13 protein-coding genes are annotated in these 13,402 nt (G+C 56.8%); 6 read left to right on the top strand and 7 right to left on the bottom strand.

From position 1 onward, the window contains the following. The first annotated feature begins 26 nt into the window (after window positions 1–26). Complete coding sequence (locus AC1RKH_RS00380) at window positions 27–968, top strand: Dyp-type peroxidase (protein WP_493061352.1); 942 nt, start codon at window positions 27–29, stop codon at window positions 966–968. A gap of 67 nt (window positions 969–1,035) precedes the next feature. Here AC1RKH_RS00380 and AC1RKH_RS00375 read toward each other — a convergent pair whose 3' ends face one another. The 4 genes from AC1RKH_RS00375 to AC1RKH_RS00360 all read right to left on the bottom strand — a co-directional run bounded on the left by AC1RKH_RS00375 (window position 1,036) and on the right by AC1RKH_RS00360 (window position 6,117). Then, window positions 1,036–1,221: a DUF2474 domain-containing protein gene (locus AC1RKH_RS00375; RefSeq protein WP_493060623.1), complete on the bottom strand. Its 186-nt coding sequence runs from the start codon at window positions 1,219–1,221 to the stop codon at window positions 1,036–1,038. After that, window positions 1,208–2,224, bottom strand: coding sequence for a cytochrome d ubiquinol oxidase subunit II (cydB, locus tag AC1RKH_RS00370; RefSeq protein ID WP_493060622.1), 1,017 nt, complete (start codon window positions 2,222–2,224; stop codon window positions 1,208–1,210). The genes AC1RKH_RS00375 and cydB overlap by 14 nt, the downstream gene beginning before the upstream one ends. A gap of 15 nt (window positions 2,225–2,239) precedes the next feature. Next, complete coding sequence (locus AC1RKH_RS00365; protein WP_493060621.1) at window positions 2,240–3,661, bottom strand: cytochrome ubiquinol oxidase subunit I; 1,422 nt, start codon at window positions 3,659–3,661, stop codon at window positions 2,240–2,242. Window positions 3,662–3,792: 131 nt separating this feature from the next. Continuing rightward, entirely contained in the window at window positions 3,793–6,117 is a 2,325-nt protein-coding gene (locus tag AC1RKH_RS00360) for an FdhF/YdeP family oxidoreductase (RefSeq protein WP_123427711.1), read from the bottom strand. Between the two features lie 437 nt (window positions 6,118–6,554). On the opposite strand from AC1RKH_RS00360, the gene moaA reads away from it, so the two are divergent. Genes moaA through AC1RKH_RS00340 form a run of 4 tightly spaced genes read left to right on the top strand, consistent with a single transcriptional unit; the run spans window position 6,555 to window position 9,298 of the window. Continuing rightward, window positions 6,555–7,553 carry a GTP 3',8-cyclase MoaA gene (gene moaA, locus AC1RKH_RS00355; RefSeq protein WP_493061351.1) on the top strand — a complete coding sequence of 333 codons (999 nt, stop codon included), beginning with the start codon at window positions 6,555–6,557 and terminating at the stop codon, window positions 7,551–7,553. A gap of 44 nt (window positions 7,554–7,597) precedes the next feature. Further along, the gene (locus AC1RKH_RS00350) at window positions 7,598–8,497 is read left to right on the top strand and encodes a bestrophin family protein (protein WP_493060620.1); all 900 of its coding nucleotides are present in this window, start codon (window positions 7,598–7,600) and stop codon (window positions 8,495–8,497) included. Between the two features lie 46 nt (window positions 8,498–8,543). Continuing rightward, window positions 8,544–9,050: a cyclic pyranopterin monophosphate synthase MoaC gene (gene moaC / locus AC1RKH_RS00345; RefSeq protein WP_493060619.1), complete on the top strand. Its 507-nt coding sequence runs from the start codon at window positions 8,544–8,546 to the stop codon at window positions 9,048–9,050. Beyond that, window positions 9,047–9,298: a MoaD/ThiS family protein gene (locus AC1RKH_RS00340; protein ID WP_493060618.1), complete on the top strand. Its 252-nt coding sequence runs from the start codon at window positions 9,047–9,049 to the stop codon at window positions 9,296–9,298. The genes moaC and AC1RKH_RS00340 overlap by 4 nt, the downstream gene beginning before the upstream one ends. A gap of 29 nt (window positions 9,299–9,327) precedes the next feature. Here the strand turns inward: AC1RKH_RS00340 and AC1RKH_RS00335 are convergent, their stop codons facing one another. Both AC1RKH_RS00335 and moaB read right to left on the bottom strand, forming a co-directional pair. Further along, complete coding sequence (locus AC1RKH_RS00335) at window positions 9,328–10,533, bottom strand: molybdopterin molybdotransferase MoeA (protein WP_493060617.1); 1,206 nt, start codon at window positions 10,531–10,533, stop codon at window positions 9,328–9,330. Further along, entirely contained in the window at window positions 10,530–11,069 is a 540-nt protein-coding gene (gene moaB / locus AC1RKH_RS00330) for a molybdenum cofactor biosynthesis protein B (RefSeq protein WP_493060616.1), read from the bottom strand. The genes AC1RKH_RS00335 and moaB overlap by 4 nt, the downstream gene beginning before the upstream one ends. 304 nt (window positions 11,070–11,373) lie before the next feature. Here moaB and AC1RKH_RS00325 point away from each other — a divergent pair, with 304 nt between their 5' ends. Continuing rightward, window positions 11,374–12,264, top strand: a complete 891-nt coding sequence (locus AC1RKH_RS00325; RefSeq protein ID WP_493060615.1) for a LysR family transcriptional regulator — start codon at window positions 11,374–11,376, stop codon at window positions 12,262–12,264. Window positions 12,265–12,338: 74 nt separating this feature from the next. Here the strand turns inward: AC1RKH_RS00325 and AC1RKH_RS00320 are convergent, their stop codons facing one another. Further along, on the bottom strand, window positions 12,339–13,226 hold the full coding sequence (locus AC1RKH_RS00320; protein ID WP_123427701.1) for a LysR substrate-binding domain-containing protein: 888 nt from the start codon (window positions 13,224–13,226) through the stop codon (window positions 12,339–12,341). Between the last annotated feature and the right edge of the window lie 176 nt (window positions 13,227–13,402).

Raw genomic sequence — 13,402 nt, 5'->3', positions numbered from 1 at the left:
AATTATCAATGACAAAACTCATGCCTATGGATAATCAAACTCCTGATCCTCAATCCGTCTGTAGCCCCATTACCAGCAGCGCGATTTTCATGGTGGCAACGCTCAAACCTGGTGGTGAATCTGCTGTAAGGAACTGGTGCGCAGACGTCGCGGCCCTCACGCGCTCGGTCGGCAAACGTGTCCCCTCGGGTAATTTGTCGTGTGTATGCGGCATTGGTTCCAGTGCCTGGGATACGCTGTTCGGCAGCCCGCGCCCTGCCTCTTTGCACGCGTTTCGCGAGTTCGGTACAGAGGGGCGTCGAGCTGTCGCGACACCTGGCGACATTTTGCTGCACATTCGTGCGGATCAGATGGACCTGTGTTTCGAACTGGCGACGCAATTGCTCTCAGCGCTTGGCGATGCGATCTCGGTCGTTGATGAAGTTCAGGGCTTCCGTTATTTCGACATGCGCAGCATGGTCGGTTTTGTGGACGGCACCGAAAACCCGGTCGGTCGCCATGCTGTCGACTTCACGATCATTGGTGATGAAGATCCGTCGTTTAACGGGGGCAGCTATGTGCTAGTGCAAAAGTACCTGCACAAGATGAGCGCGTGGAACGAGTTATCCGTCGAGGCTCAGGAGCGCATTATCGGACGTAAAAAACTCTCCGATATCGAACTCGATGATTCGGTCAAACCGAGCTGTTCGCACAGTTCCTTGACGACCATCACCAAGGACGGACAAGAGGTGAAAATCCTGCGCGATAACATGCCGTTCGGTCGGCCAGGCGCAGGCGAGTTTGGTACGTACTTCATCGGCTATGCGCGTTCACCAGAACCGATTGAGCAGATGCTCGAGAACATGTTTGTCGGCAGACCCGCGGGCAACTATGACCGACTGCTTGATTTCAGCACGGCGGTCACCGGAGGCTTGTTCTTCGTGCCTTCAGCCGACCTGCTCGAAGAGCTTGCTGATCGCAAGCCTTAGGCCATTGGTACAAAAAAAGGCCCGGTGCGAAAGATCGCGCCGGGCCTTCATCATCTGAAATCTGCCATCAATGAGTGGTCATTCCGGCCATATGCATCATCAGCCGGAAAAAGCTCGCCACTGCCCCCAGTGCAATCACACTGCCGAACCAGATAGCGATCAACCAAAGCACCCGTCGATACCAAGGGGAGGATTGGTTTTGCGTAACCGACTCTTCACTGGTCCGAGCGTTTCTACTGTCAATGGTAGCCATCGCCGATCCTCACTTTTCCGCGGAACACGTAGTAGCTCCAGCAGGTGTACATCAGGATGATGGGCAGAATGAACAACGTGCCGATCAAGATGAACAGCTGGCTTGAAGGCGGCGATGCGGCCTCCCACAAGCTGATGGAGGGCGGTACGATATTCGGCCAGATACTGAAGGCCAGACCGATATAACCCAGAAATACCAGCGCCAACGTGAACACAAAGGGCCAGTGAGAGTGATATTGGCGTAGCGTCCCAAGCAGCCCGAACAGCGCCAGCACACCGAGGATCAACAACCCGCCAAAGACCACGATATGCGCGTGCGTGAACCAGCGAGTCGCAATCTCGGGATGCAGCAACGGTGTCCACACACAGAGCACCGCCACGACCGCCGTGAGGGTGAACGCCAGCGGCCGAGTGTAGTGACGCATGCGTGACTCAAGCATGCCTTCGGTCTTGACCAGCAACCAGGTACTGCCGAGTAACGCGTAGGCAACGATCAGCCCAAAACCGCAGAACAATGGAAAGGCTGACAGCCAGTCCAGGGTGCCGCCTGCAAACTGACGATTGACCACTGGAATGCCAGCGATATAGGCGCCAATCACGATGCCTTGGCAAAACGTTGCCAGGAGTGAGCCGCCGATAAAGGCCATATCCCAGATATGGCGTTTTTCAGGGCTGGCCTTGAACCGGAACTCAAACGCCACGCCACGAAATATCAACCCGGCCAGCATGAAAATCAGTGGCAGGTACAACGCCTCCAGAATCACCGAGTAAGCCAGGGGAAACGCACCGTAAAGTGCCGCCCCACCGAGTATCAGCCAGGTTTCGTTACCGTCCCAGACCGGCGCGACGGTGTTCATCATCACATCGCGCTCCTGCCTGTCCGGGATGAGCGGGAACAGGATGCCCAACCCCAGATCGAAGCCGTCCATGATCACGTACATCATCACCCCGAAGGCAATGATGACGCCCCAGATCAACGACAGATCTATACCTTGAATGCCCATGATCAATCCCCTTGCTCAGTTGACGTGATCGCCGGACGCGAACGTCTCGGCGACGGCGGACAGGGGGCGGCGTGGCGTACGCTCCTGACCGGGACCGCCCTGAGGCGGATGCTCGTGATGCGGCTGGGGGCCTTTGCGTACCAGCTTCATCATGTAACCGATGCCCACCGCGAACACCGAAAAGTAGATCAACACAAACAACGCCAGCGAAATGCTCAGTTGCGTGACCGTGTGATTGGACGCCGCATCGACGGTTCGCAGAAGTCCGTAGACGACCCACGGCTGACGGCCGACCTCGGTGGTGATCCAGCCCGCCAGCATCGCGATCAGTCCGGTCGGGCCCATGAACAGCACAAGGCGCAGGAACAGCCGATTGCGGTACAGCGCGCCATTACGGCGTAAGGCAAGACCCAGCAAACCGGTGAGGATCATCAACATTCCAAGCCCGGCCATGATCCGGAAGCTGAAGAAAATGATGGTCGCGTTGGGACGGTCCTCTTTAGCGAAACTCTTGAGCGCCGGGATCTGTTTATCCAGGCTGTGAGTCAGGATGAGACTGCCCAGGTAAGGGACTTCAATCGCATAACGGGTCTTCTCGGCCGCCATGTCCGGGATACCGAACAGCACCAGCGGCGTCGGCTCGTTACCGACGTTTTCCCAGTGTCCTTCCATGGCGGCAATTTTTGCCGGTTGGTGTTCCAGGGTATTCAGACCATGGGCATCACCGACCACGGCCTGGATCGGCGCCACGATCAACGCCATCCACAACGCCATCGAGAGCATCTTGCGTACTTGCGGCGTGTCATTTTTACGCAGCAAATGCCAGGCCGCGGAAGACCCGACAAAGAACGCCGTGGCCACAAACGCAGCGATGGCCATGTGCGCCAGGCGGAAAGGGAACGACGGGTTGAAGACGATGGCCAACCAGTCCATCGGCATGATCCGGCCATCGACGATCGAGAAACCCTGTGGCGTCTGCATCCAGCTGTTGGAGGCCAGAATCCAGAAGGTCGAGATCAACGTACCGATGGCGACCATCACCGTGGCAAAGAAGTGCAGCCCTCGCCCTACCCGGTTCCAACCGAACAACATCACCCCCAGGAAGCCGGCCTCGAGGAAAAACGCCGTCAACACCTCATAGGTGAGCAATGGCCCGGTAATGCTCCCGGCGAAGTCAGAGAAGCGGCTCCAGTTAGTGCCGAACTCGTAAGCCATGACCAGCCCGGAGACCACTCCCATACCGAAGTTGACCGCAAAGATTTTCGACCAGAAGTGATACAGGTCCTTGTAAACCGGGTTGTTGCTTTTCAGCCAGAGACCTTCGAGGACCGCCAGGAAACTGGCAAGCCCGATGGTGATGGCGGGAAATATGATGTGAAACGAGACCGTAAACGCGAATTGAATTCGCGCCAGGTCGAGCGCCTCCAGATTTAACATGACGATACCCCCATAGTGGCTCGATGCGCGCGCATACAAAGCCCGGCCGCCGTGAGCCTCACGGCTCGCGGCGAACAGATTTCCAATGATCTGGTGAGGCTGGGGCGGCAATCACGCCACCCCGGCCAGACTCAAGCGCCGAAGGACTGGATCAGGTTGCTGGCCTGTGCCTGTTCAAGGCGAATCGCGATGAACTTCGAGGTCGGTGTGAACGTGCGGTCGCCGTAGCTTTCCAGCGGCACCAGCGGGTTGGTTTCCGGGTAATAGGCGGCGGCCTGACCGGGCGGAATGTCGTAGGCGATCAAGGTAAACCCGCTCACTCGACGCTCACGACCATCGCCCCACAGCGAGATCATGTCGACCTTTTGCCCTGGCTCATAACCCAGCTTGCGAATGTCCTGCTCGTTGACGAACACCACATCACGCATGCCGTAGACGCCGCGATAACGATCATCCAGCCCATACAAGGTGGTGTTGTACTGATCGTGGGAGCGCATGGTTTGCAGGATCAGATCCGGCTTCACGTCGAGGTTGCGTACGCCTTCGCTGACCAGGTGTTCCGGCAGTTCGCTGGGGGCAAACTGCGCCTTGCCAGTAGCTGTATTCCAGATGCGTTTGGCGGCATCGTTACCCAGGTGAAAGCCACCGGGGTGCAACAGTTTTTTATTGAAATCCTCGAAACCGGGAATGGTGTCGGCAATCAGGTCACGGATGCGACTGTAATCGGCGACCGCCCAGAGCCAGTCAATCGGGTGCTTACCCAGGGTTGCGTTGGCAATCCCGGCAATGATCGCCGGCTCCGAACGCATCAGCGCGGATTTGGGTTTCAGCTGGCCGTGGGAAATGTGCACCATGCTGAAGGTGTCTTCCACCGTCACGCCTTGCGGACCTTCCTCTTGAATGTCGATATCGGTGCGCCCCAGACACGGCAAAATCAAGGCCTCACGGCCGGTGACCAAATGGCTGCGATTGAGCTTGGTGGCGATGTGAACCGTGAGGTCGCAGTTGCGCAGTGCGTCATGAGTGCGCGGGCTGTCGGGGGTCGCCTGGGCGAAGTTGCCGCCCAGGCCGATGAAGACTTTCGAGCGCCCCTCTTCCATCGCCGCAATCGCCATCACCGTATTGTGGCCGTGTCGGCGCGGAGCCTTGAAGGCAAAACGTGCTTCCAGCGCGTCCATAAATTCAGGCGGTGCCAGTTCATTGATGCCCATGGTGCGGTCGCCTTGCACGTTACTGTGCCCGCGTACCGGCGACAGCCCTGCACCTGGGCGACCGATATTGCCACGCAACAACTGCACGTTGATGATCTCCTGCACGGTCACCACCGAGTGAGTGTGCTGGGTCACCCCCATCGCCCAACACATGATGACCCGCGTGGCTCTGCGGTACATGCGGGCAGCCAGTTCGATGTCCGCCAGGGTCAGGCCGGACTGTTCGACGATGTGCTCCCAGGTCGTGGCGTCGACTTCGGCAAGGTAGGTTTCCAGGCCCGAGGTGTGTTCGGCGATGAACGCACGGTCGAACACCGCCTCGCTGTTGTTCGCGAGCGCCTCACGCTCCCACTGCAACAGAAACTTGGCGATGCCGCGCATCGCCGCCATGTCACCGCCCAATGCCGGACGAAAGTACGCCGACGAGGTCGGTTCGGAGCCGTTGGTGAGCATTTCCAGCGGATGTTGCGGATGCTGGAAACGTTCCAGACCCCGCTCTTTCAGTGGATTGAAACAGATCACCTGCGCGCCACGTTTCACCGCTTCGCGCAGTGGCTCAAGCATCCGTGGATGGTTGGTGCCCGGATTCTGGCCGATGACGAAAATCGCGTCGGCTTCCTCCAGATCATCGAACGTCACCGTGCCTTTACCCACGCCGACGCTGTCATCCATGCCCAGGCCGCTCGCCTCATGGCACATGTTCGAACAGTCAGGGAAGTTGTTGGTGCCGTAGGCGCGAACGAATAGCTGATAGAGGTAAGCCGCTTCGTTGCTGGCCCGACCGGACGTGTAAAATTCGGCCTGATCAGGCGACGTCAGCCCTTTCAGGTGTTTGGCGATCAAGGCAAAAGCATCGTCCCAGCTGGTTTCGACGTAACGATCAGCGGAGGCGTCATAGCGCATGGGGTGCGTCAGGCGCCCTTGGTATTCAAGCCAATAGTCACTTTGCGCCGCCAGCGACGACACCGTGTACTTGTTGAAAAACGCAGGGTTGACCAGACGGCCGGTGGCTTCCCAGTTGACCGCTTTGGCGCCGTTCTCGCAGAACTTGACCATGCCACTTTCCGGCGACTCGCCCCACGCACAGCCCGGGCAGTCGAATCCGCCGTTCTGGTTGGTCTTGAGCATGGCCCGAATGTTCTTGAACGCGTTTTCGCTGCCCAACCAGTTTTTGGTAACAGCAATCAGCGCGCCCCAGCCAGCGGCCGCCCCCTTATACGGTTTATAACGTTCAACTTCGCTCATGATACTTCTCCACGACGTGCACGTAGGCGGCAGCCTGATGTCAAGTCATTGTTAATGGCTGTTTTTAAGCGCCTGTAAAAAGGCGCCTTAATTTAGCGGCGGGTTATTCGCACTTAATCACTTCACGGGCCCAATTCAGGGATACGAACCCAGACTATTCCGCGCATGACATGCCTGTCTAATTGCAAATAATGACCAGATCATCGAAAGGCTCTATCAAGAAAATAATCACTGAAAATCAATCAATTACAAATTCAAGACAACATTAATCCGAGCCACTTTCCGCTCAATAGATTCCATCGATCAATCGGTTGTTAATAGTGATTAGACCGCCACTTTAAATGACCTTAGTCTTGGCTCAACAAGGCCCTATATAGCAGTGGCTTTGCAAAACCAGCGCCATGGCTGATGCACCTGGACCGCTGATGGAGGTTGAGATGTCAGATCGAATGTTGATGGATAGTTTTTCTCGGCGGGTCGACTATCTCAGAATGTCTGTGACCGACCGGTGCGATTTCCGCTGTGTCTATTGCATGGCCGAGGACATGAAGTTCTTGCCGCGACAGCGCGTATTGACGCTGGAAGAGATCTATCAATTAGCTGAAAGCTTTGTGGCTTTAGGCACTCGAAAAATCCGCCTGACCGGTGGCGAACCGTTGATTCGCCCCGGCGTTGTAGAACTCTGCAAGCGCATTGCGGCACTGCCGGGTCTAAGAGAGTTGTGCATGACCACCAACGGCTCACAACTGGGCAAGCTCGCGGCGCCGTTATTCGATGCGGGGCTCAAGCGCCTTAATATCAGCCTCGACAGCCTGGACGCCAATCGCTTCCGCGAACTGACCCGCACAGGTGATCTGGCTACCGTCATCGCCGGCATTGACGCAGCGAATGCAGCGGGTTTTCAACACACCAAACTCAACTGCGTCGTCATGAAAGGCCGCAACGATCACGAGATAAACGATCTCGTTGGTTTTGCGATCGATCGTGGACTGGACATCTCCTTCATTGAAGAGATGCCACTGGGTGTGATCAGCGAGCACAGCCGTGCCGACGCGTTCTTTTCAAGCGCGCAGGTGCGCGAGCGGATTGCCGAACGCTACACCCTTATCGAATCCGCAGAATCGACTCAAGGCCCTTCGCGTTATTGGCGCCTGGCCCAGGCACCGGATATTCGCCTGGGGTTCATCTCGCCCCACAGCCACAACTTTTGCGCTACCTGCAATCGTGTTCGGTTAACCGTCGAAGGCCGACTCCTGTTGTGTCTGGGCAATGAGCATTCCGTCGACCTGAAGGAAGTGCTTCGCCGCTATCCAGGAGAGCCGGAGCGCCTGGAGAAGGCAATCATCGAGGCGATGAAAATCAAGCCGTACCGGCACAACTTTGAACTCAATGATGACGTTCAAATTGTCCGTTTCATGAACATGACCGGCGGATAGCCTGCCCCGTTTTCAGATCATTACTTTCTAGAAGGCTGTTTCCGATGATCGTTAGAGCCAAACCTAATCTGATCAATGTGCTGATTTCACTCAAAGGCTCGATTGCCAAGCGTATCGCGCTGCGAAGCCTTCTGGTGACACTCCTGGCCTCTGCTATTGTCCTGGTCGAAACACTCCATCCCGCGTACTTCTCAAAGGTCAATGCCACGCCCTTCACGCTGTTGGGGTTATCACTTTCAATCTTCATGAATTTTCGTAACAACGCCTGCTACGACCGCTGGTATGAAGCGCGCAAGGCGCTCGGTGCGATGGTGATGGATGTGCGCTCGATGATCCGGGAAACCCAGGTCATCAAGGACAAACAGCAACGCAGCAAGATATTGCGCGACCTCTGCGGGTTCGCCCATGCGCTTAACGCCAAGCTTCGCAAAGAAGACGAGCTCAGTGCAGCAAGTACCTGGCTCAGCAAATTGCCCTCCGCCAACACACCCAACATCCCTGAAAGGGTCCTGCGCCAAGTCGGCCAACAGTGCTCAACGCTCGCCGAATCCGGTGAGATCAACGAATGGCGTTACACGCTGATGGCCCATCACCTGACCAATCTGACAACCACGCAAACGACCTGCGAGCGAATCAAAAGCACGCCTCTGCCGTTCCCTTACACACTCCTGCTACACAGGACCATTTACATATTTTGCATCTTGCTGCCCTTCGCGATGGCCGAGCCACTGGGCTGGCTAACGCCTGTGTTCACCGCGATTGTGAGTTATACGTTTTTTGGGCTGGATGCCATTGGCGACGAATTGGAAGACCCCTTTGGTCGCGATGAAAACGACCTTCCAACCAATGCCATCGTGCGCACCATCGAGCGTGAGGTGCTTGACGCCCTGGGTGCGACAGAACTCCCTCCGCTACTTCAGCCAGTGGACTTCGTGCTGGACTGATTCGCGCCCACTACCCATTAAGCACCCGCAGGGGTGAAGGATAAACATGAACGAATTCAATCAGCCCGATTCCGGGGCGCTGACGCATCTGGATGCTGAAGGCCGGGCCAATATGGTCGATGTCAGCGAAAAAGATCCGACCAACCGTGAAGCTCAAGCGCAGGCCTGGATACGGATGCAACCTGCTACGTTGGAACTTATCCAGCAAAACGGGCACCCCAAAGGCGACGTGTTTGCGGTCGCCCGAATCGCCGGGATCATGGCGGCAAAGAAAACCCATGAACTCATCCCGCTATGCCACCCATTGATGCTCAGCGCCATTCACATCGAACTGCAGGCCATCGAGCCCGATCGCGTAAGGATTGTGAGCACCTGCCGACTTAACGGCAGAACAGGCGTCGAGCTGGAAGCCCTCACGGCGGCGAGTGTGGCGGCACTGACGATCTACGACATGTGCAAAGCCGTCGACCGAGGGATGATCATCGAGAGCATCCAGCTGCTCAGAAAACACGGCGGAAAATCAGGCAACTTTGAAGCGAGTGACGCTCAATGATTCTTATCAACTACTTTGCACGCTATCGAGAACAACTCGGCATTGGCGGAGAGAAAATTGCTTTGAACGCGTCATTGCACAGCATTGACGATGTCAGAAAACTGCTGATCGCCAGAGGCGAGGTTTGGGAGCAAGTCCTCGGTGAAACCAGCCTCATGTGCGCGCTGAACCAGGAGTTATGTACGCTCGACGCCGCCATCGAAGCGTTCGATGAGATCGCCTTCTTCCCCCAGGTGACCGGGGGTTGAGGGATGAGGCTGAGGGGTGGATGGAGCGTTTAGAACAAGTCGCAGAACGGAATAAACCGCGCCGTGTCACCGGCCTGCAGCGTACAGCCCTCTGGAATCTCGACCAGTCCATCAGCCCAGGAGGCGCCCAGCAACACACCGGAACTCTGGTTCGGATAGAGTACGGCTCGACCCGCCTCCAGCTTCGCTCTCAGGTATTCCCTGCGGCCTCCCGCTTTGGGCCAATCAAAACCGACGCTAGTCTGGAAGCTCAAGGGCGTGACGTCTTCGACACCCTGGATACGCAACACGTAAGCCCGGGCCAACAGTCCAAACGTCACCAGCGCCGATGTCGGGTTTCCTGGCAGGCCAATGACCGGTACGGTGCCAAAGTATCCCACTGTCAGTGGCTTACCCGGCTTGATCGACAACTTCCAGAACAACGGTTTACCGCATTCACGCAGCACCTGCCCGAGACAATCGGCGTCACCGGCGGACACGCCACCGGTGGTGAGAATCAAGTCCGCAGCGTGTTGCAATTGTTCGAGTTTGAGCCGCGTCTGCTGCGGCCGGTCGGGCAGGATACCGGCATCGATGACCTCACAACCCAATGCACTTAACCAATGGCTCAACAAGGTGCGATTGCTGTTGTAGATGCAGCCAGGCTTCAAGGGCATGCCCGGTTCGGCCAGTTCATCACCTGTAGAGAGCAGCGCAACCCGTGGGCGCCGTACGACATGCATCTGCGTACATCCCTGCGCCGCTGCGATAGCCAACTCGAAAGGCCCCAGTCGTTTGCCGGCAGGGAGCAAAACCTGCCCGACACGGTTCTCCTGGCCTTGCGGTCGAATATTCTGACCCACCGTCAGCGACTGTTTGAAAACTACGCGACCGTCATCCAAAAGCTCGACGTTCTCCTGCATCTCTACACTGTTGGCACCCTCGGGTACCGGCGCCCCGGTAAAGATTCGGGCACAGGTTCCCGGTAGCAACGCTTCGGGGGCCTGACCGGCAAAAATGCGTTGTGACACGACTAACGGCTGTCCGCTCCAGTCGTCCACGTTCAAGGCATAACCATCCATGGCACTGTTCGGCCAAGGCGGAAGATCGAGGGTCGCCACCAGGTCACTGGCCAGCACCCGCTGCCGCGCGGCATTCAGCAGTACTGGCTCGCTTTCATGAAGACGTTGCTCTTCTGCCATCGCCAGCAACCTGTCGATGGCTTCCTCCACAGGCATCAGCGGTGACTGACTCATCCCCGTGTCCCGCAGGCTTGCACGGGCTTGAGGTGCGGCACGAAATTGCACGGTCTGTGGCGTGCATCCAACTGCTCGGCAAGAATGCCTTCCCATGCAGTTCGACAAGCGCCTGTCGAACCTGGCAGGCAGCACACCAGCGTACCGTTGGCCAATCCGGCCAAGGCCCGGCTCTGAACCGTGGAGGTGCCGATGTCGAGGATGGAAATCGCCCGAAACAACTCACCAAAACCGTCAATCTGCTTATCCAGCAAACAGCTCACAGCCTCAGGTGTGCTGTCGCGCCCGGTGAATCCAGTGCCTCCGGTAATCAGCACCACCTGAATATTTTCATCGGCAATCCAGATGGCTACCTGGGCGCGGATTTTGTACAGGTCATCCTTGAGCAAGTTTCGCTCACTCAGCGTGTGTCCAGCTTCCAGTAATCGACTGACCAGCAATTGCCCGGAGGTATCGTTGGCATATTCCCGGGTATCACTGACGGTCAACACAGCCATATTCAACGGTACAAATAACGCATCCGACTTAACACTCATGTCATTCTCCGGCAGGCAATAATGAAAACAATTGTCAGAGGCTAATTCGCTAAAACAGTCACTGTCTAATCGTTCTGGCCAACCGGTTTATCGAGCGCCTCTATCGAAAACTTTCTCACCCACCACGATGACTCATGCAGATTGAATTCGGTCGTGATAGAGCTAACCAATCGCTCGTTCAATACGTGTGATTGGACTGACAAGACAGACAGTGAGATCGTTTGCTCACCGCACTTTCGGTGTTTTTAATCATGAGACTTACCTGCTTTACTGACATCACTTTCATCCCTCAGCAGGTGCCATTGTGGACATCAAGCAACTCAAATTCCTGATCGCCCTGGAACAGACTCGACACTTCGGGCAGGCGGCTGCGCGCTGCCACATTACTCAGCCGACGCTGTCCATGCGCTTGCGCAATCTTGAGGATGAACTGGGTCTGGAGCTGGTCACCCGAGGCCAGCGCTTCGAAGGTTTCACCCAGGCCGGTGAACGCGTGCTGGCATGGGCGAGAACACTGCTCGCTGCGCATGACGGGCTGTTCGCCGAAGCCGCCGCGTGTCGCGGCCAGTTAGTCGGCAATTTGCGTCTGGGCCTGGTGCCTCTCAGCGGCTTTAATCCGATCAGCTACGTGCAGGGGCTTTCCCATACGTTCCCGGAGCTCAAATTCAGTCTGTCATCCATGAGTTCAGACCGAATCATCGAAGGGATCGGTAACAACCAACTGGATCTGGGCATCTGCTATCTCGATCACGTGAATCCCAATTATCTGGATTTTTTCGAAATAGGAGAGACCCGCGTCGGCTTGCTGTACGACACGCGCCACTTCCATTTCGAAGGAACGGAAATGAGCTGGGAAGATGCTGCCGAGCTGCCATTGGGGATGATCAGCAACGGCATGCACTATCGAAAATCCATTGACCTGAGTTTTCGCAGCCGCGGGCTGGACCCACAGCCGATACTCGAAACCGATTCGACTTATCAGTTGTTCCAGGCCATTCACGAAGGTTTTTGCTGCTCGGTCATGCCGCTGAACAGTGGCTTGGAAAACCCGATCGATAACCTGGCCTTTATCAACCTTCCAGATGCAAGTGTTCTCGCGCCCCTGGGTCTGGTGATGCGCAAAACCGAACCTCGCTCGGCCATCGCCGAAAAATGTTTTGCTGAAGCCCAAAAGCTGTTTGCTGCAAAGAGCTGATTCGAGGGTTTGGCACGCCGGGTCAGCTTGTCAGCGCCCACTGCATTGACCGTGCAGTGGGCGATCAAGCACCTTCAATCGCTAAACTCGCGTCCCAACTCGGTCGTCAGCCACTGGATGAACCACTGCGCATCCGCCGACAGTTCAGCCGACGGTGTCAGCACCCGGTAGCTTTCCAGCTTTACCTGATCCTCAAGCACCCGCACCAGGGTGCCGGCCTTGAGCTCCTCGCGCACCAGCACTTCATTCGCCAGCGCGATGCCTTGCCCGCTTTCAGCCACCGACAATGCGTGGTCGTTGTTGACGTACAACACGTCCGAGGTGAGGTGAACATCCAGGCCGTTAGCGGCGAACCAGGTGTTCCACCACTCGCCGTCGAAATGAATCAGGTTGTGTTTCAACAAATCGGCGAGCTGGGTGATCGGTTCGATACTGGCCAGGTAGCCTGGCGTACAGATCGGAAACACCTGCGGACAGAACAGTGTGGCCCGGGAATGGGCGTACTCCCCATCCAGGCCATAGACGATCCCCAGGTCAGCGGTCTTGCCGTCGACATCGGTGAACGTCGAGTTGGGTTCAATGGCGAACTTCAATCCAGGACGAAGACGCCGCGCGGCTTCCAGCCGCGGTGTCAGCCAGCGCTTGGCGAAACCCGGCACGACCATGATTCGCAGCCAGCGTTCGGAGGTTTTGGGTTGCAATTCCCTCCCCGCCTCGATGATCAGCTGTAACGCTGAAGCGATCTTGTGGTGGTACTTCTCGCCGGCACTGGTCAGCGTGACGCCACGCGAGGTGCGCTCAAACAGCTGGGTCCCCAGCCACTCCTCCAGCAGTTTCACATGTCGGCCAATGGCTGGCTGAGTCACGTGCAGCGCCTTCGAGGCTTCGACATAGCTGCCCAACCGAGCGGCTGCATCAAAGGCACGTACCGCGTTCAACGGCGGCAAACGGTGGTCAGGCATGGCTTGGGACGCCTTCTGCTATTAAATTATTTAACAGCTGCTATGTTAAAATTGAAGTTTCGCCCCCGCAACCCCTCACTGATAATCGGCTCACAACAGAACTACAAAAATAGCCAAGGAGCCCGACGAAGCGGCTCGCTGCACACCCGAACAGATCTCGATCCTGCCCAAAAAAA

The organism is Pseudomonas sp. GW822-FHT06B12 (assembly GCF_058799675.1).
This window is presented reverse-complemented; position numbering and strand designations above follow the sequence as displayed.